The organism is Pseudomonas sp. E6002, from assembly GCF_013385565.1.
Classification (GTDB): domain Bacteria; phylum Pseudomonadota; class Gammaproteobacteria; order Pseudomonadales; family Pseudomonadaceae; genus Aquipseudomonas.
Genome location: NZ_JACAPT010000027.1, coordinates 123,743 through 148,326, shown reverse-complemented (window position 1 = coordinate 148,326; position 24,584 = coordinate 123,743). Strand labels below are relative to the sequence as shown.

General features: G+C 52.5%; 15 protein-coding genes. 14 read left to right on the top strand and 1 reads right to left on the bottom strand.

Translation table 11 applies throughout. From position 1 onward, the window contains the following. Nucleotides 1–19 precede the first annotated feature (19 nt). Nucleotides 20–1,519: a PLP-dependent aminotransferase family protein gene (locus HX815_RS22050; RefSeq protein WP_177028878.1), complete on the top strand. Its 1,500-nt coding sequence runs from the start codon at nt 20–22 to the stop codon at nt 1,517–1,519. A gap of 199 nt (nt 1,520–1,718) precedes the next feature. On the opposite strand, the gene HX815_RS22045 is transcribed toward HX815_RS22050, so the two are convergent. Next, entirely contained in the window at nt 1,719–3,056 is a 1,338-nt protein-coding gene (locus HX815_RS22045; protein ID WP_177028877.1) for an MFS transporter, read from the bottom strand. 367 nt (nt 3,057–3,423) lie between these two features. Between HX815_RS22045 and HX815_RS22040 the strand changes: the two genes are divergently transcribed. From HX815_RS22040 to HX815_RS21980, 13 genes are all read left to right on the top strand, one after another. Continuing rightward, nucleotides 3,424–4,065, top strand: a complete 642-nt coding sequence (locus tag HX815_RS22040) for a hypothetical protein (protein ID WP_256351171.1) — start codon at nt 3,424–3,426, stop codon at nt 4,063–4,065. A gap of 1,299 nt (nt 4,066–5,364) precedes the next feature. After that, nucleotides 5,365–6,645 carry an HlyD family efflux transporter periplasmic adaptor subunit gene (locus HX815_RS22035; protein WP_134326295.1) on the top strand — a complete coding sequence of 427 codons (1,281 nt, stop codon included), beginning with the start codon at nt 5,365–5,367 and terminating at the stop codon, nt 6,643–6,645. Next, a complete protein-coding gene (locus HX815_RS22030) occupies nt 6,635–8,686 on the top strand; it encodes a peptidase domain-containing ABC transporter (protein ID WP_177028876.1) in 2,052 nt (683 codons plus the stop codon). The genes HX815_RS22035 and HX815_RS22030 overlap by 11 nt, the downstream gene beginning before the upstream one ends. A gap of 133 nt (nt 8,687–8,819) precedes the next feature. After that, a complete protein-coding gene (locus tag HX815_RS22025; protein ID WP_157222888.1) occupies nt 8,820–8,990 on the top strand; it encodes a hypothetical protein in 171 nt (56 codons plus the stop codon). An 82-nt stretch (nt 8,991–9,072) separates the two neighbouring features. After that, nucleotides 9,073–10,032, top strand: coding sequence for a Fic family protein (locus HX815_RS32000; protein WP_177028875.1), 960 nt, complete (start codon nt 9,073–9,075; stop codon nt 10,030–10,032). Between the two features lie 75 nt (nt 10,033–10,107). Beyond that, on the top strand, nt 10,108–12,876 hold the full coding sequence (locus HX815_RS22015; RefSeq protein WP_177028874.1) for an insulinase family protein: 2,769 nt from the start codon (nt 10,108–10,110) through the stop codon (nt 12,874–12,876). Between the two features lie 810 nt (nt 12,877–13,686). Further along, nucleotides 13,687–14,889, top strand: coding sequence for an EAL domain-containing protein (locus HX815_RS22010; RefSeq protein ID WP_102605779.1), 1,203 nt, complete (start codon nt 13,687–13,689; stop codon nt 14,887–14,889). 142 nt (nt 14,890–15,031) lie between these two features. Then, nucleotides 15,032–15,658, top strand: coding sequence for a response regulator transcription factor (locus HX815_RS22005; RefSeq protein ID WP_102605778.1), 627 nt, complete (start codon nt 15,032–15,034; stop codon nt 15,656–15,658). Next, a complete protein-coding gene (locus tag HX815_RS22000; RefSeq protein ID WP_177028873.1) occupies nt 15,659–19,297 on the top strand; it encodes a transporter substrate-binding domain-containing protein in 3,639 nt (1,212 codons plus the stop codon). Between the two features lie 193 nt (nt 19,298–19,490). Continuing rightward, nucleotides 19,491–20,036: a fimbrial protein gene (locus HX815_RS21995; RefSeq protein ID WP_102605776.1), complete on the top strand. Its 546-nt coding sequence runs from the start codon at nt 19,491–19,493 to the stop codon at nt 20,034–20,036. A 61-nt stretch (nt 20,037–20,097) separates the two neighbouring features. Then, nucleotides 20,098–20,838, top strand: a complete 741-nt coding sequence (locus HX815_RS21990; protein WP_177028872.1) for a fimbria/pilus periplasmic chaperone — start codon at nt 20,098–20,100, stop codon at nt 20,836–20,838. A gap of 34 nt (nt 20,839–20,872) precedes the next feature. Next, on the top strand, nt 20,873–23,470 hold the full coding sequence (locus tag HX815_RS21985) for a fimbria/pilus outer membrane usher protein (RefSeq protein WP_256346978.1): 2,598 nt from the start codon (nt 20,873–20,875) through the stop codon (nt 23,468–23,470). Beyond that, nucleotides 23,470–24,570: a fimbrial protein gene (locus tag HX815_RS21980; RefSeq protein WP_102605774.1), complete on the top strand. Its 1,101-nt coding sequence runs from the start codon at nt 23,470–23,472 to the stop codon at nt 24,568–24,570. Before HX815_RS21985 ends, HX815_RS21980 begins: the two co-directional genes overlap by 1 nt. Nucleotides 24,571–24,584 lie beyond the last annotated feature (14 nt).

Here is a 24,584-nt window from a genome sequence, read left to right as displayed (position 1 = left end):
CCAGTTTTGGATAATTCATATGGTCCAGCTTCGCAAATGGCGCCCGTTGCTCAAACTCGATGGGGAGCAGCCGCAGGCGTCCTACAGAAAGATCGTCGAGGGCCTGGTGAGCGCGATTGTCGAGGGCCGCCTGCGCCCCGGAGCGCTGTTGCCCGGCACGCGGGAGATGGCGCAACTGCTGGACGTCAACCGCAAGACGGTGATCCTTGCCTACGAGGAGGCGGCGACCAAGGGCTGGCTGGTCAGCATTCAACGTCGCGGCACCTTCGTCAGTTCGCAGCTGGCGACAGGCGCGGTGCCGGCCACCCGCGCCCCGAAGTCGTTTGCCCCGGCATTGCGGGAGGTGCCTGCGGCGGCCTATTTCACCCCGGGCGAACAGGTTACAGCCCTGCAACACCGGCCCGGCGCGCTGTTTTTCGACAATGGCGCCTGTGACCATCGCTTGCTGCCGCAAGCCGTGCTGCACCGCTATTACCGCAATGCCTTGCGCAACAGCTTTACCACCAACACCGTGCGCCATGGCAGCGAAGGCAGCGGCCAGTACCTGCGCAACGCCCTGGCCGAAATGTTGCGCCACAATCGCGGCTTGACGGTCGGCGCGCCGCAGATTTGCCTGACTCAAGGCGTGCAGATGTCGCTGTACCTGACCGCCAGCGCGTTGCTCAAACCCGGTGATGTGGTGGTGGTCGAACGCCTGAGTTACCCACCGGCCTGGGAGATTTTCCGCCAGTTGGGTGCGCAACTGGTCACCGTGGACCTGGACGACGAAGGTTGCCGGGTCGACCAACTCGCCGAGCTGTGCCGCCTGCATGACGTACGGATGATGTACGTCACCCCCCATCACCAGTTTCCTACCACCGTCAGCCTGCGTGCCGGCCGTCGCCAGCAGCTCCTGGAACTGGCCCGGCTGCATGACTTCTGCATCATCGAGGAAGACTACGACCACGAGTATCACTTTGCCGGACGGCCCTATTTGCCCCTGGCCAGTGACAGCGCGCAGCGTCATGTGATCTACATCGGCTCGCTGTCCAAGTCCCTGGGCAGCACCTTCCGTTGCAGCTATATCGTTGCCCCGTCGAACCTCATCGAAGTGCTCGAACGTACGGCGGCGGTGAGCCTGGGCCAGGGCGATGCCGTGATGCAGCGGATGCTCGCGGACCTGATCAACGATGGCGAATTGAAGAAGCACCTGCGGCGGGTTTCCAGGGAATACCGCCGGCGTCGGGAGACCCTGCTCAGTTGTTTGCTGGAAGCTTTTGGCGAGCAGATCTCTGTGCAGGAACCCGAAGGCGGGCTGGCGCTGTGGGTAAGGTTCGCCGACTCAATCGACGTCGACCGACTGGCTGAAAAAGCGCTGGAGCTGGACCTGGTGGTGCGCAGCGGTCGCCTGTTTTCACCGTTTGATCATCCTGAAAATGCCTTGCGCCTGGGCTTCGCCTCGCTCAATTCGGAGGAAATCCGCGTCGCTACGCAGCGTTTGGCTCAGGCGGCGCGGGCGATTGGGGTAGTGGCTAAATAATTACGCCGGCCGACGCCCACACTGTTCAGTCCGGCAGTGGAGATCTAACAAGCAAAGAAAAAACAATGTGGGAGCGGGCTTGCTCGCGAATGCGGTGAGCCAGTCAGCTCATTTTTCACTGACAGGCCGCATTCGCGAGCAAGCCCGCTCCCACAGTTGATCTTTGTTGGATTGGGCATTGCGTTCACACCAGCCGAACCTAGCGCGACAACACCGGCGCCGTGCCTTTTTCCTCCACGCCCACCTCATGCAGCGAGATCCGTGACGTCTCCGGCAACGCCAACCCGCCCGCCAACGCCAGCACCGCCACCGCAATCAGATAAAACGCCGGCGACAGGTTGCTGCCCGTGGTACTGATCAACCACGTCGCCACCAACGGCGCCGTACCGCCAAAGATCGTGTACGCCATGTTGTAGGTAATCGCCGAAGCCGTATACCGAGTGCGTGTCGGAAAGGTCTCCGACAACAACGCCGCCGTCACCACCCCACACAGCACCGCGCCCACCGCCAGCAACATCACCCCTACCACCGATGCCGCGAACGACCCGGAACTGGCCATCAGGAACGACGGGTACACCACCACAATCAACAACACACACGCCGTCATCACCGTGACCCGACGCCCCACCCGATCCGAATACAACCCTGCCAGCGGGCAGATCGCCGCCGCGAAAATCAGCGCAATCAGCGACACCAGCAACGCCACCGCCCGACTCAAGCCACCCGCCACCTGCAGATACGTCGCGAAGTAGGTGGTGAACATATAAAACGACAACGCCGTGAGCGACACAAAAGCGCCCAGGCAACAGATCGCCGCACCATGGTTGCGCAAGGTTTCCCTGAGGGGAGAGTGCGCGACCGCGTGCTCCTGCTTCACCGCCTGGAAGGCCGGCGTCTCATCCAGCTTCCAGCGCAGGTAAAGCCCCACCAGCCCCAGCGGCGCGGCGATCAGGAACGGCAAGCGCCAGCCCCAGCTGCCCATCGCCTCCGCGGACAGCGAAGCCTCCAGTGCGTACGCCACCACGGCCGCCGCAGCGAACGCAGAAAACGTCGACACCGGCACAAAACTGCCATACCAGGCGCGCTTGTCACTGGGCGCGTGCTCCATCAGATAGGCACAGGCCCCGGCGTATTCGCCCCCGGCGGAAAAACCCTGGGCGCAGCGAATCAACGACAACAGAATCGGCGCCGCTACACCGATGGCGGCATAGGTGGGCAGCAGGCCGATCAGCGTGGTGGCGCCGGCCATCAGCAAAATCGTCATGGCCAGCGTGCGTTTGCGCCCGATCCGGTCGCCGAGCATGCCAAAGAAAATCCCGCCCAGGGGCCGGAAGGCGAAGGCCACCGCGAACACCGCAAAGGTCTTCAGCAACGCCGCGCTGGCGTCACCGCTGGGGAAGAATTGCTGGGCGATGGTGGTGGCGAGAAAACCGTAGACGGCGAAGTCGAACCACTCCACGAAATTACCGATGCCGGCGGCGATGATCACTCTGCGCAGGGTTTGGGGGCTGACCTGTTCGGTGGATGGGCTCGTCATGGGGGAAGGCCTCGGCGGTGGTAGGGGGGATGCTTGATTATCGGGGGCGGGGATTGGGCGGCGGGGCTCAAAAGAGTCGTCCGCGTAGTCAGTAGCGACTGGGTGGGAGTGATGCAGGCAGGATTTGGGCCAGGTAAGGCGGGGAGCTATCCAGGGAGGGGGTGGGTGATTTCTACGCAAGGACCACAACGGAAAAGGGGTCAAGCCACGTTTTCACTATCTGCCAGATGTAAAAGACAGTTCGCCGAGAGAAGTTTCGTGTGCCTTGATTCCCGAATGAGGATGAAGAAGACTCCATCAATTATCTGAGGTCGAACCAACGACCGAAGTTGTCGAACTGGGATTACTTTTGAGCATGGGGCCGCCGATGCAGGGAAAAACGTTCGAGATAGTGCGAATAGATCAAATCCACGAAATTGTTTCGCCAACCGTAGAGTCACTTTTACAGCCGTTAGGATTCGAAGTTCAGGGCCCGCTGTCCTGGCTTCGTAGCGTCGATGCTCCCATTCGCCAACTCTTTCGCCTTGAGCAGTGGAAAGGCGGCGCGCTAGCGCCGTCATGGGCTCTGTCACTGGACTTCGTTCCCCATCTTTCCGGCAATGAAATCAAATGGCACAGGACGTCAAAATCAGCACGACCTGATCTGACTTTCGATGTGCGCGATCGAGCGTTTGATATCTCATGCAGCTACGGACCTGATGCCATAGCAACCAGCGCACCCAATATCCTCCGGGCTGCCATTCCAAAAGCTGAATCGTTTTGGGACGAGGCTCGTTCGATAGCCGACCTGCCTGGTGCTTTCGAGCGGGTCAAGCAGCATTTGTCGACGGGTGGCCTGGGTTTCTACAACTACATACAACATCCTCTTGCATACGCGTTTGTATTGGCCATGAACGGCAAGCCCGACACAGCCGAAGAAGAGTTTCAACGCTATTCACAGCGTCTTTCAGAGGCGGCTCGAAAAAAACTCCGCAAGCTATTCATTGATGCAGGCGGTCACCTTGGCTAAGCGAGTACGGCTTTTTCAACAGAATCGGCCAGAAGCGGCCGCTCATGACCGACCGCTTCCGACCCTAAGCCGCCATTCCAGGTGCCTAAGAGGCCAGGGACGATTTAGGCTTCAATCTAGACTCTGGGATAGGCGCCCCGGGACGTGGGTCGATCATCGTCATCATAAGGATCTGGGGCTTGATTGAGAGCAATAGAATCATCAGGATCAGGTAGCATCGGTCTCGTCTGTGGAGCATTTGGACTCACAGGCCGAAACCAACTGCTGAAGGCTAACGCTTCCTCTTGAAGAAAATGCTCAATCCGCTTTTGCTGAATAGCGTTCAAGTAGCCCCCAGCAAAGCCTCGTCCCAGGGAGCGGAGTAGTAAGTCGAGCTTCTTGGGATCCGGTTCATCGAAAATCCCCACGCTCTTGGTCCGTAAATCAGCATCATCAATCCATTGCTCAAGATTGCCTCAGTACGAATCGCAGAGAAAATTCGCGCGAGTCGTGTGGTTTTATCGCCACCAGCGGGGATGCTTTTCAACCAGTCAAAAAGTGTTGTGTGCTTTGGATAGTCTGGGTACGCGAGTATCAACATAGTAACTTTGCAATAATAACGTATTGGATAAAAAACAAGAAAACTATAAATCTTGCTTAGGCTCTATCGGACTGCGCAGCCTTTTAGTTCGTCCTAAGGCATCCCATTCAATAAGCTGCACGTACTTTTTTCGTACCGAATAAAAACAGAGCTCCGCACCATCGAGATGCTTCATTGATGGAGGAGGCTTTTCGCCCTGAATCAAAACAGCGATTGTCTCCTCAGGCTTTGAAAATGCTCGTGGTGCAGACTGTATACGAACATGAATTAACTTTGTTTCCGCTCTGCATGCATCGATAGCGGCCTGTCTCTCAGGAGACAATGCGCTAGCGTACAGAGAAAACAATGTGCTTGTTCCCAAAAGCACAGTGACAATTAAAAGCTTAATCATGACCCCACCTATTTATTGTATCTTCACCAAAAAACTAATAGAGCTTCCAGGGAGCCAAGGTATCCTATCTGCATACAACACTGCAACTCGAATTCATGAACGTTACCCTTAAGCCGCTATAAAAAACATTCGACGCATAAAAATCAAATAAATCACAATGCTGGCCTGGCCATAGATACAAAAAATCTTCAATTGTAATGCAATCGCAAGCATGTGGACATAATACTGCAACATATCCAACAGTAAGGTTGAAGAGTGCGATAGGAATCCGCAGCAAGCTGCCATTAAGATAGTTAGTCATTTAGGGATCTTGGTATTTGGAACCGCTATGTCGATTATGGAAGATCAAGCGAAGTTATTTAGAAAAGAATCTCTACCCAACACATTAGAAAATACGAGCGTCGCAGCAAGATCCGAAAGGATTGGCAGTATTAAGCCATGGGCAGCTTCGATAGCTTTAATGCTATGTGTTTTTTTTATTTTGTTGCAACCCTATACTAGAAGAGTAGACGTAAATTTTATCACAATAGCACTGTCTGGAAAGCAGCGTGTTGAGGCTACATCAGAAGGTGTGATATCTGAGATATTTGTGGAGCAGGGAGACTTCGTTCATCGAGGGCAAAAACTAATAGCCTACACACGAGAGCAATTCGGACGGAGCGGTTCTACCAATCTTCAAAAAAGAAATCTTCTTAGTCAAAATCTTATACAGCTAAATGAATTGTCTGTAAAAAACTCCCAGAACTATCAAATTAGTATAGAAAAGCTAGGGCTCCAATCTAAATTTTCGGAATTACGGGCCGCTGAGTTGGAGGCCCGAGTGCATGGCTTAGTCAGTGCGCGGAAAATTCTAGAATCAAAAATTGTGGTAGGTAATCATTTGCTGGCTGAGGGCGCTGTAGCCGAAAGTTATATTCAGGATCTTAAAGATAAAGTCTTGAATATCGACAATTTATCTTATTATGCAAAACAAAACTTGATAAAGGAGCAGCAGTTTCTCTCTGAAGCTCCCAACCTGGCAAAGCAATATAAAAATGAACTAGAAATTCAGATCAACCACAATAGATCTGAGGCTATAGAGATTGAACGAGAGCTGATTGATATTGAAAGCCAAATCTTATCATATATTGTCGCCGATTTTGATGGCGTCGTCGCGGCAGTGAGTGCTTCAAAGGGAAGTAGCATCAGGAAATCGGACAGCCTTATTGTGGTTGAAGCAGAAAAAGGAGAACCGACTGCACGTATTTTAATACCTAAGCAAGCAGCTGCATTAGCTAATCTCGGACAGAAAGTCACTCTGCGATATGATGCTTACCCGTTTACAAAATTCGGAACAGCTCAGGCGGAAATAATACAAATTGATAATACAGTAACCAGCACGAAAGACGTATTGCGTACGCTAGGTTTGCAAGCCGAAGAGCCCGGTTATTTAGCGACTATAAAGATAATTGAATCTAGCAACTCGAATCTGGAGATAGACTACCAAAAAGACGGACTTACCGGTCGAGCCTCAGTAATGCTTGAAGAGCACTCTCTTATCAGATGGATATTTGATCCATTGATAAATTCTGTAGTACAGGCGGGGCAAGGAAAACTAAATGAATATTAAAAATTTTCAGCTCATACGCCAGCAAGAACAATCTGAATGCGGATTGGCATGTGTAGCAATGATCTGCGAGCACTATGGAGTAGACATTTCACTTAACTCCCTGCGTGCTGACTTTGCAACAGGGGGACGCGGAATAAATTTAAAGAACTTGTCAGATTTGTTATCTAAGATTGGTTTCAGGTACCGACATCTAAGGCTTGAGTTGGAACAAGTTCGTACGTTAGAGTTGCCATGCATTCTTCACTGGCGCATGAATCATTTTGTTGTGCTTACAAAGGCAAGTAAAAATAGATTCACAATTTATGATCCTGCCGAGGGCGTTTATCGGTTTAACAGAAGTGAGTTTTCAGCAAGTTTTACTGGTATAGCTACTGAGCTTTTTTACACAGCAGATTGTAAGTTGGCTTCAGGCTCAGCCCGTAAGGTAGGCATATTTCAGCCCGGGCTCAAACGTGATAAATCGTTGCTGATTTACGTGTTACCCATAGTAATAGAGCTCCTTACGCTAGCATCACCTTTTTATATTCAGCTAGCAGTGGATCAGGTAATGGAGAGCAATGACCAAAACCTTATGTTCGTTATTGCGATGTTATTTGGTGCATTATGCTGTATTCAATATCTGCTCCAAACAATCCATCTAAAAAACACTGTCAACACGGCAAGGTCATTAGCAGACTCTTTAGGATATGAAACGTTTCAGAAAGCCGTTAGCTTGCCCGTTTCGTTTTTTTCAACGAGGACATCGAACAACATAATTTCGAAGTTCACGTCCCTTCTAGCTATTGTAAGTTTTGAACACAAATATCGTAGTACGGCACTTGTAGCTGCATGGCTGATTGTCGCAGCTCTGATAGTATCATCAATTATCTCAATCCACTTAGCGCTGTGCACAGCTGCATTCGGGATTGTGTATGGGGTGAGTGTAGTATTTATCTCGAAAAACCAACGACATGCGTTGCGGCAGAAGAGCAAGATGAAAACTCGCTCAGATAATATAGTCCTAGACACGATACGGAATATAAAGCAGATACAGTCTGCCAGGGTTCAGGAAGAAAGCAAAGAAAGGTTCTTCGCGAATTATTCTAGTTATAACTATTATGATGCAACCGCCCAAAGCATCACACTAAAAAGCGTAGGGTTGCTAAATTTGTTATTGAATCTGCATAGGATTTTCGTCGTTGTGATAGCTGCAGGCCAAATATCCAATGGCTCCCTAAGCATCGGTGGGATTTTTGCATATTTGCTTATTAGCTCAAGGTTCTTCGTTAATCTGAGTTCCATTTCTAACTACTTCATCCACAAGCACGAAAATCAGTATCATCTGGACAATCTTGAAGATTTATATAGTTACCCAGCTGAAGTGACTCAATTTAGAAGGTGCATCAGGCTTGAGAAACCCGATATCGCATTGAAAGATGTTTGCTTTAGGCATTCACCTTCAACGAAATGGATTATGTACAATTGCGATATCTCGATAAGGTACGGTGAAAAAATCTTACTTCGAGGAAAGTCGGGGGGAGGCAAAAGCACACTAATCTCTTTATTAAGCGGAAATTTAAAGGCAAATTCCGGGAAACAAATGTTAAGCGGTTTCCTGCTCGAAGAAACAGGTCCCGATTCATTTCGATCTCATTTTTCCATCATGATGCAAGACGATCAGATCGTATCGGGCACTATACTGGACAATATAATATATTCACGTTCGAACATAAGCTTTGACAATGTATTTAGTGCAGCAGAAGCGGCGTGTATTCATGATGATATTATTACAATGCCTATGGGTTATAACACTCTTCTTTCGGGGGCCGCTAATATTTTATCTGCGGGGCAAAAACAAAGAATATTATTAGCAAGAGCACTGGCCGAAGACGCGCCTGTGCTAATGCTTGACGAGGCAACTAGCAATTTGGATTTAGATAGTAAAAAAAACATACTGAAACACATATTAAACCTTGATAAAACTGTAATAGTTATCTCTCATGATGACCTAGAAGATAATTTCAGTCGCGTGATCGATCTAGATGCCCTAAATAGACTTTAACCTGGTGGGCAATTTCTATTGTGGCCTTCAATCTATAGATACTTAATTCATCAATATACGGCGAGGAGGTAAAAACCAAATATACTCAGATGGAATATCAATTTTAATTTATATATTACGTGAGGATATAAAGATGCGTGAATTGACAGCAGAAGAACTCATTTTGGTATCTGGGGGTGATGATACCAACGGAGCGGATGAAAATTGGGGGGATGATATATCTCACGATCCAGGTGAACATCCAGATGACGGCATGGCGCACGATCCTGGGGACGTGTCCCCGGGGGACACCGTTAGCTTTTGACTCAAATGCATGGCTCACTGCAGTGAGCCATGCATCGGTTCAGAGATTGTCTTATTCTAGATGGCTCCTAAGCTATTGGTCTGTGGATTTAGATATTATTAGTTTTCTGTCTTGCATTGCAGTAGACGATAAGGAGTGGATAAGTAGCAACTCAACTTTCCAAACGAACAATTATTGTAATAGTGTTTCTCAAGGCCAAGTCAAAAACGGAGGTAGAACATATCTGTTTTATCTTTCCAGTGGAGCATGCAAAAAAGTGATTATTCGTACTTTAAATACCATTGCATGGAAACCTTTGGACCCCAACTCAGTTAATTGGGACGCGTTGGGCAGTTTGCCTTTGTTACTACATGCAGCGGAAGTCCTACCTTTAGCTAGATCCGCAAAATGGCCCGATTCGCTTGAAGTCGCAAAATCAGTAGCAGTCTGCCAAGACTATAGCTTTGAGCACTATCTGAGCAAACATTATGCTGATAGAAATCATACAGAGTACCCATCGATGCGGGCTGTCGAGGAAAAGAAAATCCTAACTGTCTTGCCCCACTTAAGTTCTGATTACCTTAATAAAAACTGCTCTTTACAATTAATAGATACTATTCTAGTCATAGCCTCAGAACTATCTGGTGCTGCTTCTGAAATTCGCGCTGTGGACGTTTATACTAATTCAGATAGTCATCATGTTCGAATTAAATACCCTTCGCCTGAAAGTATACCAAGCACTCTGAAATCAATACAAAAGTGCATTGATAATTGGAGGGGGTCGCGGTTGCTATTAGCTATCATGGTATCGATCTCTTTTGTCGCATGCCATCCATTTATCGATTGTAATGGAAGAATCTCAAGGATTTTATTTAACTATATTTGTGGTTTAAAAGGGGATGCATACATCCCGTTAGCAGAAATTAACTTTTTTTCCCGAGGAGGATATGAGATCCGACTTCGGAAAGCTGTAATGTTCGGAAGCTGGGTTGAAATTGTTGAATATTTTAGTGCAGTTATCTGCTTGGGTGAAAAAAATTCTGAGCTAGAGCAACATGTGTGATCTATCGCTCAAATAATGGCCTGCTATTGTTTTTCAGTGGTGATAAATATCTGGATTTTAACTGGCGGATTTTACATGAATTTTAGGGCGCACACTTATCTGCTCTCCATTTTTTTAGTATGTCTTTGTGCAGGCGCGAAAGGTGAGATATTACCGGAACCTATAAAGTCGCCGAGTGACAGAAATAACTACCGGTCGATACGGTTACAGAATAACATTATCGCTTTACTTGTGAATGATCATGCTGCAACTAAGTCAGCTATTGCGATAACAGTAAATGCAGGTAGCGATCAGGACCCTGAGTCTCTACCAGGATTGGCGCACCTTACCGAGCATATGGTCTTTTTAGGCAGTAGGCGCTACCCTGATCCTAATGGAATCTCCAAATTAATGGGCCTTGTTGGAGGCACTTTTAACGCTAAAACCAATAGGCAATATACAGATTATTATTTTCATGTTCCAGCACCAGCGCTACCCGTAGCAATGGCCCATCTGGCTGCTGCTCTGAGTGAGCCATTATTTGATAGAACATACGTTGAGTCTGAACGAAAGGCTATTGATGCAGAATATCGGATGCTCTCAGACAATGAAAAATTTCGTTTTCTGGAAGCAGTTGGCAATGCCGTTAGTCCGCGTCATTCTTGGGCGCGCTTTCGAATCGGGAACTTAAAAACGTTAGGTGGTGATTCCGAGAAAATCGCAAGTGAAGTCGCAAGGTTTCACAAGCTTTACTATTCTTCGGAAAGGATAAAATTAGTTGTAAGCGGGCCCCAGTCTCTAGATGAGCTTCAGCATTTAGTCGAGCATAATTTTCTGAGCTTCAATAGTGGCTTAAATTTGCCCACACCCGATCATATCGACTTGTGGAAAAAAAATGCCGAGCCGCTAATCGTACATGTGCAGCCAAAAGATTCACGGAACAAGCTAACGTTAATTCTTACTGTTCGAAATGAGGCCGGAGATGAGTTCAGCAAGCCGCTTAACTTTATACTCTCATTGCTCAATGCAAAAAACGAGGGGGGCTTGCAATCTCAGCTACAGAGACATGGGTTGGCGAAACAGGTTAGTGTTAACGTGATGGAGTGGCGCAAAAATCAATCTATAATAGGTGTCCATATCGAGATGGCTGCCGGTGCTCCTCCAGAAATTAGCGCTATCAAAGAGGCTATCTATGACTCCATTGAGTTAGTTCGAACGGCTGGTTTAGATCGTTGGAGATATGATGAGCTCGCTGCTTTGAGCAAGCAACGTTTTTTGTATAAAGAGAAAAAGCCCCCCTTGGCTATGGCTAGGTCATTAGTAAGCAATATGCGCCGCTATGAACCTGAGGACTGGTTGTATGGGCCGTTTCGAATGAATGGTATCGCCCCCCAAAGGATTGATTCTTTGTTGTCGGATATGGCCTCTAGCAATACTCTGTTGGTATGGGAGTCGCAGGCCGCTCCGACCGATCACGTCTCTAAATGGCTAGATGTACCTTACAGTATCCAACAAGACACCACGTTGCCTAGTCATACTCAAATCTACACATTTTCTCTTCCTAAAAAAAATCCGTTCCTTGTGGATGATTTGAATCTGGTTGACGTTAACGAATCTGAACCGCTGTCAATTTTTAATAAATCTGGAACCCGAGTTTGGTATCGCCCCGAAAAAGAGTTCAATATGCCGATGACTGCATGGAGAATTTCTATAAGAAGTAATTCTGAAGTGGGCCTGGAGGACCATGTAAATCTTGCATTGCTTATAACTTGGCTGAATTACCGTATGCAAAATGTTCTTCAACAGGCATCTTACGCAGGTTTGTTCGGTGAAATAAAAATAGCTGAGCAGGGTATCGAGGTGGGCCTACATGGTTTGCGTCAGCACCAGGATCTGCTCCTGCAGGAGGTGTTGCGGACGTTAATGAATGAGCCAATAAATCGTCATGAGTTCAATACTGTCGTGGCTCGTATGGAGCGGTATTGGAGGTCTCAAGAGAGTAAGATGCCTTTAGCTGCTGCAAATGATGCTCTGCGAATTGCAATATACCCCGAAAACTGGCCATCTAATGAAAGCCTTTCTGAACTCAATAAAGCCTCGATAGACAGTTTTAATCGCTGGCGTGATAGATGGCTAGAAGATATACATTCAGATGCCCTAGTTGTAGGCAATTTATCCTTGGATACCGCCCGGAAAACAGGGTCTATGATTCATGAGGTTTTGAAAACCACAGCACGGACCCGCTATTTTGTTTACTCCGGCCCTCGCACTTTAGACGAAAATTTACCGCCCATTCGTGTCCGTTCATCATCTCACGATAGCGTACTTATTACATATGTGCCTTTTTCGAGCAGTACGCTCAGCGCGCAGGCCCATTCAATGCTGATCAGTCAATTTGTTGCTAGCCGTTTTTTTCAAAAGATAAGAACCCAGCAGCAAATAGGTTATGCGGTTTCTGCATATCCGAGCAGTGACTGGCGTAAACCAGCCTTAATATTATCAATACAGTCTAGCAATTATGGAAGTGGCGATATCCAGTCTAAAGTTTTGGAATTCCTTGCTTCGCTAGATAGAGAGTTTTGTGAATTGGATGACACACAGCTCAACAAGTTGAAAAGCGGGGCATCTAATAAATTGAAACTTGATCACGGTGGGTTAATGGAAATGACTGAGGGTTACTGGGCGGACATATCACGACTAGACTACAGTTTTAGCACGCGCCAAGAGCTTCTTGAAGTTGTTAATAAAGCAACTGTTACTGACATTCGTTCAGCTTGGAAAAACCTGATTTCCGGACCGAAGCTATGGATAACACTAGATCCAAACCGAGCCTCTAACTCTCGGCCGGTTGGAGTCGACCCATAGCCTATGACATCGTGCCCGTGACCTTAAATGTAAACGCCGTATTCAATCTGCCCCCAGCAGTTCGTGGACCGAACACCTGGTTTCGTAGGCATGCGACGGCAGCTTTTGGCCGATTTCTGCCGCTAGTGACGGGCAGCAATCGGCCAAGAGCGGTTGAGCGCAGGTCATGCGCTTACCAGTACAAGGGGCTTGCTCCAGAACGCCGCTACACAGACCAGTCACAGCTTTATCGTGCCTTTCGTCGTATTGACAAAGGTCGATGTTAATCATGAGCGCGCAATCCGTAGCGATCCGACAAACCTTTCTACTAGCTGAAAGCTTTCAACAGAATGGCATCACATCCCCACCATACCAAGGTCGCGCGCATCGAAGGCTTTGTCAGACCTACTTGAAAGGATGTATCAAAATCAGCTAGCACTGGAGGCGGCGCTAATGGAGTTGATACTCCATGCAGAGAAGCAGGGATCAAGCGAGAAGGGCGAAAATGTCCGAGGAGCTTTGCATACGATTAGCGAAAACGCAGGCCACATCAAGCAAGGCTTAGCGAGACTCAGATCTGAAAATCTCTGATGAAAGCAGTTATTGATCTCTCATTGCGTTTTTGAATTGGCCGATTTCGGTCAAAAACATTCACTCTCGCCCCAACCTCAATCGTATCGCCGCCCACCCTAGCTACATCAGGATCCACGAAGTTAACGGGAGCCTTGCTGCTTGGGAAATTTCCTACACAACATAAGGCCATTTCCTTCCTTTACTCAGCCTGCTCACGTCCACTATCAGATTCTTCGTACCTGAAAGTGGTTGATAAGCATGGCCCACCCCCGCGTCCTGGTTCTGGAGAACCAACGATTCCAGCGCAGCGTCTTGATCAAAATGCTTGATCACTTAGGCGTGCGCGATGTGGTTCAAGCGAGTAATGGCGAACAGGCCCTGGAGCAGATTCAGAAGTCAGGTGGTGTCGACATCGTGCTATGCGATCTGGCGGACCGCAGCTTGGATTGCCTAGGCTTCCTGCGGAGCGCTGCCCGGTCGGGCATGGTGCGTGCTGTGGCATTGTGTAGCGAACTAAGGCCGGAGCTTCGCCGCTCCTTGGAGCAGATGGATTCGCTCTCAGGTTTACAACTGCTGGGGGTCATGAAACCACCGGTGCAAATCAGTGCGCTTAGCAAGATGCTTCATCGTTATGCCCATCGACGTGCCCCTCCTGCCCTCCAACCATCGGTCCTGCCTCTGCCCAGTGAAGAGGAGATCCATCGCGGATTAGCACTCGGTGAGTTTCGTGCCTGGTTCCAACCCAAATTTGAGTTGGATACCGGCGAGTTGGCTGGAGTTGAAGCCTTAGCTCGCTGGGAGCACCCCGCCAAGGGCCTGCTACTGCCGGCGGACTTTCTCGCAGCTGTCATGGCCTATGACTTGATCGACCAGATGTTCAAGCAACTTCTGGAGCAGGGCCTGAATCTTTTAGGGGTATTACGTCGGCAAGAGGTGCAACTGGAGCTCTCGTTCAACCTGCATGCTTCCCAGCTCATCAGCGATCAGTTGGTCGAGCATATTCAGTGGGCTCTGGGACAACATGACTTTCCAGGTAATACCTTGATGTTCGAATTGGCGGAAAACGGTTTGCTGGATATTTCGCCACGAATTCAGGACAACTTGCTGCGTCTCCGGATGTTGGGCTGCGGCCTCTCCGTCGATGATTTTGGTATGGGTTTTTCGTCCCTCAGGTTGCTATGCCAGCTGCCGTTCAATCAGCTCAAGCTTGATGGCGAGATTGTCCGAAATATACGCGAGCCTCGCAGCCAAGCGATGATTGCTAGCACGCTAGCATTGGCTCAGTCTCTGGATATGAGCCTAGTGATTGAAGGGGTCAGTAGTCAGCGCATTCGCGACACAGTCACGAAAATGGGTTGTAAGTTTGGCCAGGGGTTTTATCTGGCTCGGCCGATGGAGGGCTACCGGCTTTTGCCTTGGATCGAGGCCCATGAAGCAGGCTTGGAGGCTTCCATCAATTAGTGCTGTAAGTTTTATAAATTTCCTACAATTGAATAGCGTTCGTGTATTTTAAACGACGCGTAGACAGGTCAGTTTCGCCATGGCTTTTACGCCATATATTTTTAGTCAGCGGCTGAATCTGGTGTGTCACACAGGAGCTCCTATGCATAAAGCCTTAGTTGTGGACGATCATCCTTTTATTCGCTCCTCGGTCAAAATGCTACTGACGGGAGAGGGCTTTGAGGTAGTGGGCGAGGCCGATAACGGCGCGGACGCGTTGCAACTGGCGCGGGAACATGAACCAGACTTAATTGTGCTGGACATTGCTATGCCCAAGCTGGACGGGCTGGAGGTCATCGCGCGGATATGTGCCTTGGGTCTCAAGTGTAAGATTGTAGTGTTGACCTCCCAGTCACCGCTGTTCTATTCCATGCGCTGTATGAAAGCCGGGGCCGCGGGGTATATCTCCAAGCTCAACGACCTCAGCGAACTGGTCAAGGCGATCAAGGCGGTAATGGGCGGTTATACCTTTTTTCCCAATTTAGCCAGTAGTTCGGTGCGGCGAAGTGATGCCGAGACCACCGATCTAGAATTGATCCAGAAACTGTCTGACCGAGAGCTGATGATCCTGCAACAGCTGTCTCAAGGACTGAGCAATAAGGAAATCGCTGACACGATGTTGCTCAGCAACAAGACGGTTAGTACTTACAAAACTCGCTTGATCGAAAAGCTCAACGTGAAATCGGTGGTTTACCTCGCCGACTTTGCCAAACGCAATAAACTGGTCTGAATGAGAACATCCTTGCGTAGATGGTTGATGGCAATCGTGCTGGTCGGCACCTTTAACGGCACGGTTCTGGCTGATGGGCCGGTAGAAACCTATCAAGTACTGGGCCGCTCACATGTGGAGGGTTACGGTGCTTCCCTATCGGAACAGGACTGGAGTTGGCTGAGGAGCAAGGGCGTGCTGGTGCTTGGTGCCTCTGCGCCCGACTATGCGCCCTTTGGTATCACCAGTGACGGCCATGACTATGAGGGCCTCACTGCCGACTATGCGCAACTGTTGAGCGAGCTGTTGCGTACCCGCATCGAGGTGCGCCGGTTTGCGTCCCGTGCCGAGGTGATCCAGGCCCTGAAGAATGGCAGCGTGGACTTCTTGGGCACCTCCAATGGCTATGAGGAAGCCGACGCCGACCTGTTGATGTCGACGTCGTACGCCGAGGACCAACCAACTCTGGTCACCCAAGTTGCCAACAGCCAGGCCCTGACGCCGGACCTGGCAGGCAAGAAAATCGCCATGCTGTATCACTACCTGCCTCCCGAGGCGGTCAAGGCGTTTTACCCCAAGGCCACCTTGCAGCTCTATCCCTCGACCCTAAGCGCGATCGGCGCCGTGGCGTTTGGCAGTGCCGATGTGTACCTGGGCGACTCCATCAGCGCGCACTACCTGATTAATAAGAACTACCTGAACAACGTGCAGCTCGCTGACTTTTCCCGCATGGAAGTCAGTAACTTTTCGTTTGCCCTGGATCGTAGTAATGAGCGTCTTTTGCGCATTATCAACAGCGCCCTGGCGACGATTCCCTCCGTTGAACGCATGACCATCCTGCGCCGCTGGAGCGCCGGCGGCGCCAGCATGCCAGGACGCACGGTGTTGAACTTCAGCGCCAATGAGCAGCGCTGGATGAATGCTCATCCACGGCTGCGTGTGGCGATCGATGAGACCTACCTGCCAGTTTCGTTCTTCAATCAGGAGGGTGAGTTCCGTGGTATTAGCGCGGATGTGCTGGCCAAGGTCGCCCTGCGTACAGGTTTGAAGTTCGATATTCAGCGCACTCACTCGGTGGCGCAAATGCTCGAGCAGGTCAGGACTGACAAGGCTGACCTGCTGATCTCCCTGACGCCCAGTGCCGCACGCGAAGGGTTGCTGCGTTTTACCCGGCCCTACTTAAACACTCCCTACGTTCTGGTCAGCCGTAATGCATCCGGCAGCCCGGCGACACTGGACGAGATGGCCGGCAAGCGCCTGGCCTTGATTCATGGCAACCCGGTGCGTGACCTGTTGATCGAGCAGTACCCCAACATCATTCTGGTAGACGCGAGCAATGCCCAGCAGGCGATGGCCCTGGTGGCCAATGGTCAAGCGGATGCCGCGGTCAACTCGTTGATCACTGCGTACTACATGATCTCTCGCCAGTACCGTGACCAATTGCGCGTAACCAGCACCGTCGGCACTCAATCAGCGCTCACCGCGTTCGCCACTCCTCGTGGCTCTCTGGAACTGTATTCGATCCTCGAAAAAGCCCTGCTCAGTATTCCTCCGGAAGAAATGGACGAGGTGACCAACCGCTGGCGCAGCGAAATTGCTGTAGATGAGAGTTATTGGCTGCGTAATCGCACGGTAATCCTGGAGGGCTTCGCTATAGCGGCCGTTTTGTTGGTGATAGCTCTAGGCTGGATCGCCTACCTGCGGATGCTGATGCGCCAGCGCAAACAAGCGCAGCTGGCCCTAAATGACCAGATGGAGTTCATGCGGGTATTGATCGATGGCACGCCACATCCGATCTACGTGCGTGACCGCCAGGCCCGCCTGATGATTTGCAACAGCGGCTACCTCTCTGTGTTTGGCGTGGAGCGCGAAGAAGTGCTCGGTAAAACCGTGGTGGAAGGTGTGCTGAAGAATGCCAGCGAGGCAGCGGCTTACCACGAAGACTACTTGCAGGTCATGGAGGAGGGAGTGCCGAGAGTGCAGGACCGCTCCCTGACCATGCGGACCGGCAATGTACTGACCATTTACCACTGGATGCTACCGTATCGTGACAGCGATGGCGTCGTCACTGGCATGATCGGTGGCTGGATCGACATCAGCGAGCGCCAGCATTTGCTTGAAGCGTTGCGTGAGGCCAAGGAAGGCGCCGATGATGCCAGCCGTGCCAAGACCACGTTCCTGGCAACCATGAGCCATGAAATTCGCACACCGATGAACGCCATCATCGGCATGCTGGAACTGGCCCTAAAAAAGGCCGATCAAGGCTTTATGGACCGGTTTTCTATCGAGGTCGCATCCGGAGCCGCCCGGGGTTTGCTGGATCTGATCGGCGACATCCTCGACATTGCTCGTATCGAATCCGGTCGGCTTTCGCTGGCTCCGGAACGCGCCAACCTGCGTGAGTTACTGGAGTCGGTGGTACGGATTTTCGAGGGGCTGGCGCGACAGAAGCAATTGCGCCTGATCCTCGACCTCGACTCCACCGTAAACCGTGATGTGCTGGTTGATCCGCTGCGCTTCAAGCAAATCGCGTCCAACCTGTTGAGCAATGCTATCAAGTTCACCAGCGAAGGGCAGGTGCACCTGCGGGTCGTTGCCGAGCCAAACAGTAATGACGAGCGCCTGGCGGTGTGCCTGCGGGTCGAGGACACTGGGATAGGTATTTCCAATGAAGATCAGCAGCGCCTGTTCAGTCCGTTTGCCCAGGCGAGCAACAACGCACAATCAGCCCGGGGCGGTTCGGGGTTGGGCTTGATGATCAGCCGCACACTGAGCGAAATGATGGGCGGCACCTTGGTGCTCAGCAGTGTGCTGGGACAGGGCACTCAAGTGGAAGTGCGGGTCAGCTTGCCAACCTTAATGACGTTGGAGGAGCCGGCCGCTGCTGATGTAACTCAGCCCGTTACACCACAGGTCTTGAATATCTTGGTAATCGACGATTACCCGGCGAACCGCCTTTTGTTGGCGCAGCAACTCAACTATCTCGGTCACCGGGTTACCGACGCAGAAGACGGCGCCCACGGGCTACGTGCTTGGCGAGGTCAACATTTCGACGTGGTGATCACTGACTGCAACATGCCGCTGATGAATGGCTACAAACTAGCGCGGGCGATTCGGGACGAGGAACTCGCCAGGGGCTTACAACCGGGGCTGATTCTCGGCCTGACTGCCAATGCCCAGCCAGAAGAGAAAGACCGCTGCATCGAGGCAGGGATGGACGATTGCCTATTTAAACCCATCAGCCTCCAGGACCTCAGTGCGCGGCTCGCTCCCCTGGCCCCTGACACTGTGCCTGTGCCCACCGAGGAAGAGCGTCGCGAAACCCTCGACGATATTGACCTGACTAGCCTCGAACAACTCAGCCGTGGCGACGCAGCTTCGATCAAGAGTCTGCTCCAAGACCTCGCAACCAGCAATCAGCAAGATATGTCGCGGTTGATGCAACTGTTTACCCAACATGATCTCCCCGGTCTGGGAGACCTTGCCCATCGGGTCAAGGGTGGGGCGAGAATCATCAAGGCCCGACGGCTAATCCATACCTGTGAAGAACTGGAGACCGCCTGCAAGGGGCTGAACTCGGCATTGCTGACCGAAGCGGTGGATAACTTGCAGCAGGCTATGGAGCAATTGGATCAGCGATTGGAGGAGTATCTGGCTTGACAGCTGACTGACGCGCCTTCGGAAACTTCCTACACGCCAGAGGGATTGGTACTACATGACTCAAAACTCCATGAAAGGAAGATAAACCCGTCGCACACAGCAGATGCTTTGTTTATTCCAGCGCGCATTCAGCACCTGGCAACTCATCAGCGCTTGGCGACCGTGTTTAAAACTTTCCCATTGGAGTTGCACCATGAAAACTAAAGCCCTCACGCTTGCTGCACTGGTTTGCGCTTCTGGCGCTCAGTTCGCCAACGCTGCCGACGGCACCATCAATTTCAACGGTGAATTGGTTAACCAGACCTGCACCATCGCGGTAGACGGCGTGGTCACCCCTGCCGTTGCCACCGTGACCCTGCCAACCATCTCTACCGGCCTGCTGACTGCTGCCGGCCAGGCTGAAGGCCGTACCGGTTTCAACATTCAACTGAGCAACTGTGTTGGCACCGCCGCCACCGCGGCCGCTTTCTTCAACTCCGGCGCTACAGTCGACCCAATCAGCGGCAACCTGAACAACATGACTGGCACCGCCACCAACGTGCAGTTGCAATTGGTTGACGCCCAAGGCGGCGCGGTGATCCAGGCCGGTAACACCAACCAGCGCACCAAGACCACCCGCAACACCATCGACGGTAATGGCGCAGCCAACATGCCTTACGCCGTGCAGTACTTCGCTACCGGCGCCACCACCCCAGGCACTGTGGTCAGCTCCGTGACGTACAACGTCGACTACCAGTAAGCCGCGTTCACGTCAGCGCGCCGCGACCCGGCGCGCCGATGTCGGGCTGATGAGGTGTTTTATGTCCTGTCTGAAAAATCTTCGTCGCAGCGCGTGGTTAGTGCTGGCCACGCTGGTCTGTTCCCAGGCCATGGCCGGTGTGGTGATCACCGGTACCCGCTTGATTTACCCGGCGGGCCAGAAAGAAATCACCGTCAAATTGAACAACAACGGCTTGCACCCCGCGCTGGTGCAGGCCTGGGTGGATACCGGGGACGTGCAGTCCAGTCCTACCAGTTCCAAGGCACCGTTTGTGCTGTCGCCGCCGGTCTCGAGGATCGACCCGAGTAAGGGCCAGAGCTTGCGCCTGATGTTTACGGGGGCGGCACTGCCAACGGGCAAGGAGTCAGTGTTCTGGCTCAACGTGCTGGAAATCCCGCCCAAGGCCGAGGGCCCGGTGGACCTGAATGTGCTGCAAATGGCCTTTCGTTCGCGGATCAAGATTTTCTATCGACCCGACGGCCTGCCGGGCACAGCTGCCGAGGCGCCATCGCAGGTGCAATGGAAGGTTATCCCCCAGGGCCAGGGTTATGCGCTGCAAGCATTCAACCCGACGGCGTTTCACGTCTCTCTGGTGGAGTTGACCCTTGCCGTCGGCAACCAGCGCTTCGAGAGCGACAACGGCATGATCAACCCCGGCGAGAACCAGGTGTTTGCATTGCCGGGCCTCAAGTCGCTGCCAGGTGCCGCTGCCCAGGTGGAGTTCAACGCGATCAATGACTACGGCGCGCTGATGCCGATCAAGCAGGCGCTCAAGCCCTGATACACCCGCGAATGTTCTAGCGCACGAGTGACTTATGACGACTATCCCACGCCTGGGCCACTGCCCGCAGGTGAGCCGCCGCTTTGCCCTAAATCCGCTGACGGTGCTGATTCTCAAGACTTTGGCCGTAATGCCGGGTATATGCCTGGCTCCGTTGGTCTGGGCTGAAGACGTGCAGTTCAACGATGCCTTTTTGCCTGAGGACTCTCGCAGCCTGGACCTGACTCAATACGAAAAGGGCAACCCCGTGCTGCCAGGTGATTACCGGGCCGATGTTGCGGTCAATGGCAAGCTGGTCAGTCGCCAGGACATTCGCATCAATGCCGCCGAAGACGGTAGCCATCCGGTGGTGTGCTTCAGCCGTGGCTTGCTGGAGCTCATTGGCGTGGACCTGCACAAGCTGTCGACCCAGGCCACGGCCGAGCTGGAGAGCGGCGCAAGCTGTCTGGACCTGAGCCAATTGATCGAGGGTGCTACGGTAAGCTTTTCGCCTTCCAGCCAGCAACTGGATATCAGCATCCCGCAAATTGCCCTGCGCCGGGATGCACGTGGGTATGTCAGCCCTGAACTGTGGGACCGTGGCGTCACCGCCGGGACCTTGAGCTACACCTTCAACGCCAACCACAACACCACCAACACCGGCAATTACGACTCAGCCTACCTGGGCCTGAACGCCGGTTTGAACCTGGGGGACTGGCGCCTGCGTCATAACGGTTCGTTGAACTGGCAGAAGGATACGGGGCAGAACTACCAAACCCTCAATACCTACGCCCAGCGTGACGTTACCTCGCTCAAGAGCCAGTTGACCGTCGGCGAAGCCAACACCAGTGGCGAGATTTTCGACACCCTGGCCTATCGCGGTGTGCAACTGGGCACCGACGACCGCATGTTGCCCGAATCCCAGCGCGGTTATGCCCCGGTGATTCGCGGGATCGCCCGCACTGCCTCACGGGTGACGGTGCGCCAGGCCGGTAACCTGCTGTATGAGACGACAGTGTCGCCGGGGGCCTTTGTCATCGACGACTTGTATTCCACCGGCTACGGCGGCGACCTGGAAGTAACCGTCTATGAGGCTGACGGCAGCGAGCAACGCTTCATAGTGCCTTACGCGTCCACCGCGCAGTTACTTCGCCCCGGCACTTCGCGTTTCAACGTTACTGCTGGTGAAACCCGCAATAACTACATCGAGCGCCAGGCCAAGCTGGTGCAAGGTACCTACCAACTGGGTCTGAGCAATATCTTCACCGGATATGGCGGTGTTCAGGGCAGTGATGATTACCGCGCGCTGCTTGGCGGCCTGGCGTTCAGTACGCCGATCGGTGCCATGGGAATCGACTTGACCCAGGCCCAGACCGACCTCAAGAGCGGCAAGGCCAGCGGGCAGAGTGTGCGCATGAGTTACAGCAAAAACATCCTCAGTACCGGCAGTAACTTTGCCGTGGCGGCGACGCGGTTTTCCACCGAGAACTACCTGGATTTCAGCAACGCGATGCAGTTGCTGGATGCCGAGCGCAACGGCCTGGACACCAGCCTTTACGGGCGCCCGCGTAGCCGATTGACCCTGACGGCCAACCAGAGTCTGGGGCCCTGGGGCCAGGTGGCGTTCAGTGGTTTTACCCAGAACTATTGGAACCAGCCGGGACGGGACGTGCAGTACCAGTTCAGCTACAACAAACAGGTACGGCAGGTCAGCTATGGCATCAGTGCCAACCGCAGCCGCATTGGCCTGGGCGAGATGGACAACAGCCTGCTGCTCACCGTCAGCATGCCACTGGAGTTCGGCGGTTCGGTCAACTCGCCGCAATTGTCGGGTCGTGTACTGCGTGATACCCACGGCAGCTACAGCGAACAAACGACCTTAAGCGGCACGGCCGGTGAAGACCGCCAGTACAACTACAGCCTGACCGGCAGCCATGAAGGCGCCAGCCACACCAACAATACCTCGGTCAACGGCCAGTATACCGGCCCTAAAGCCATTGTCGGCGCCACCGTCAGCCAGGGTGATGGCTATAACAGCCTGTCCCTGAATGCCAGCGGCAGTGTCGTGGCACACCCCAGCGGAGTGACCTTTACCCCTTATCGCGGTGAAACCATGGCGGTGGTCAGTGCGAAGGGCGCTGAGGGTGCCAAGGTGGTGGGCTTCCCTGGCTTGCGCCTCGACGGTCGCGGCAATGCCGTGGTGCCGTACCTGCGTCCTTATGAATTGAACGAGGTAGCCATCGATCCGCTGGGCACGTCCCTGGACGTTGAACTGACTGAAACCAGCCAGCAAGTCGCGCCGCGGGCCGGTGCCGTGGTGGCGCTCAAGTACGGCACCAGTAATGGTCAGGCCCTGCTGCTTAACGTGACCCTGGCTGATGGTAGCCCGCTACCGTTTGGCGCCAGTGTTGTGGATGACCGAGGCGTATCGGTGGGCGTGGTCGGCCAGGGCGGTCAGCTCTATGCCCGGGTGAAGGAAGATGCCCGGCGGTTGTTGATCAGTTGGGGCACGCAAGCGGGGCAGCAATGCTCGTTGCCATTGCCTGCGGGGAAAAGTGACGGCAAGACATTGCGCCAAGTGGATGCGGTGTGTGCGGTCGATCAATTGGATAGTCGCGTTGCCTCAGTGAGCAACGCACGGGAGAGCAGATAATGAAGTGGATAAGGGGGCTGAAAGCCGGTGTGACCGTGATAGGGCTGTCGTTGGTGACAGGGATGGCTATGGCGGATTGCAACTTTTACAGCGATACGGCCCCGATGATTCGCACTCAACCGCTTTTGGGCGGCAATCTTACTGTCGGCAGGGATGTACCGTTAGGTGCGGAGATCTATCGACAAACGTTCACGCAAGTTTCACCCGTCAGGTTCGGCTGCTCACCTGGGATTTACAACATCGAGACCAGGCGTTGGCCGTCTGTCACACCTATGCCTTTGTCCAGTTGGGTGGGTGTTCCTTACGGGGGCAAGGTTTATGAGTCCGGGGTCAAGGGCATTGGCGTCGTTGTCTGGTACGCCGGCAATGCTATGCCCACCTCAACCAGCATTGGTAATTGTGGCAACAATGAAGTTGAGTGTGTGTGGACCATTTCAAACACGCTGACATTTGATCTTTCGTTCATAAAAATCGGTGAGGTCACAGCGGGCACTATCCAGGGAGCCTCGCTGCCGACGGTTTCGCAGAACTGGATCTCCAGCAACAGTCTTGAGGTTATGAGGGTCAACTATTCCGGAAGCATCAACATCGTCTCGCGTACCTGTTTAACCCCGGACGTAAACGTACCAATGGGCACGCATCTGACCAACGAGTTTTCCGGCAAGAACACCTTCACTCAGTGGAAGGATTTCAATATCGCACTGAACAACTGTCCTGCATTCAATGGCTATTATCAGGATACCGGACCGCGTTGGGCGGACGATGGCTCCAGCAGCAATCTTGGCTCACGTAAGAACAACACTCTGCAAGTACGTATTGATCCGACTCTGGCCGCTATCAACCCATCCCTGGGCATCTTAAGCCTTAACCCCAGTGCTCAAGGCAACTCGCCCGCAGCCACAGGGGTAGGCCTGCAAGTTGCTGATAGCCGTGGTTCTCCGTTGTCATTAGCTACGTTGCATGCCAGCGGTATCACCCCTCTTACTCAAGAAGGCGCCAGCTACAGCATTCCGCTCAAAGCCCGCTACATCCAGACCGCAGACAGCATCACCGCCGGCCCGGCGAATGCCACCGCGACCTTCACCATCAATTACTACTAGCCCTTCACGACGTC

What these genes read in the sequence shown, in the direction of transcription:
- HX815_RS22005 (WP_102605778.1), top strand. Translation starts at nt 15,032, where the DNA reads ATGCATAAAGCCTTAGTTGTGGACGATCATCCTTTTATTCGCTCCTCG.
- HX815_RS22040 (WP_256351171.1), top strand. Translation starts at nt 3,424, where the DNA reads ATGCAGGGAAAAACGTTCGAGATAGTGCGAATAGATCAAATCCACGAA.
- HX815_RS21995 (WP_102605776.1), top strand. Translation starts at nt 19,491, where the DNA reads ATGAAAACTAAAGCCCTCACGCTTGCTGCACTGGTTTGCGCTTCTGGC.
- HX815_RS22000 (WP_177028873.1), top strand. Translation starts at nt 15,659, where the DNA reads ATGAGAACATCCTTGCGTAGATGGTTGATGGCAATCGTGCTGGTCGGC.
- HX815_RS21985 (WP_256346978.1), top strand. Translation starts at nt 20,873, where the DNA reads ATGACGACTATCCCACGCCTGGGCCACTGCCCGCAGGTGAGCCGCCGC.
- HX815_RS22050 (WP_177028878.1), top strand. Translation starts at nt 20, where the DNA reads ATGGTCCAGCTTCGCAAATGGCGCCCGTTGCTCAAACTCGATGGGGAG.
- HX815_RS22030 (WP_177028876.1), top strand. Translation starts at nt 6,635, where the DNA reads ATGAATATTAAAAATTTTCAGCTCATACGCCAGCAAGAACAATCTGAA.
- HX815_RS21980 (WP_102605774.1), top strand. Translation starts at nt 23,470, where the DNA reads ATGAAGTGGATAAGGGGGCTGAAAGCCGGTGTGACCGTGATAGGGCTG.
- HX815_RS22025 (WP_157222888.1), top strand. Translation starts at nt 8,820, where the DNA reads ATGCGTGAATTGACAGCAGAAGAACTCATTTTGGTATCTGGGGGTGAT.
- HX815_RS22035 (WP_134326295.1), top strand. Translation starts at nt 5,365, where the DNA reads ATGTCGATTATGGAAGATCAAGCGAAGTTATTTAGAAAAGAATCTCTA.
- HX815_RS22015 (WP_177028874.1), top strand. Translation starts at nt 10,108, where the DNA reads ATGAATTTTAGGGCGCACACTTATCTGCTCTCCATTTTTTTAGTATGT.
- HX815_RS22045 (WP_177028877.1), bottom strand. Translation starts at nt 3,056, where the DNA reads ATGACGAGCCCATCCACCGAACAGGTCAGCCCCCAAACCCTGCGCAGA.
- HX815_RS21990 (WP_177028872.1), top strand. Translation starts at nt 20,098, where the DNA reads ATGTCCTGTCTGAAAAATCTTCGTCGCAGCGCGTGGTTAGTGCTGGCC.
- HX815_RS22010 (WP_102605779.1), top strand. Translation starts at nt 13,687, where the DNA reads ATGGCCCACCCCCGCGTCCTGGTTCTGGAGAACCAACGATTCCAGCGC.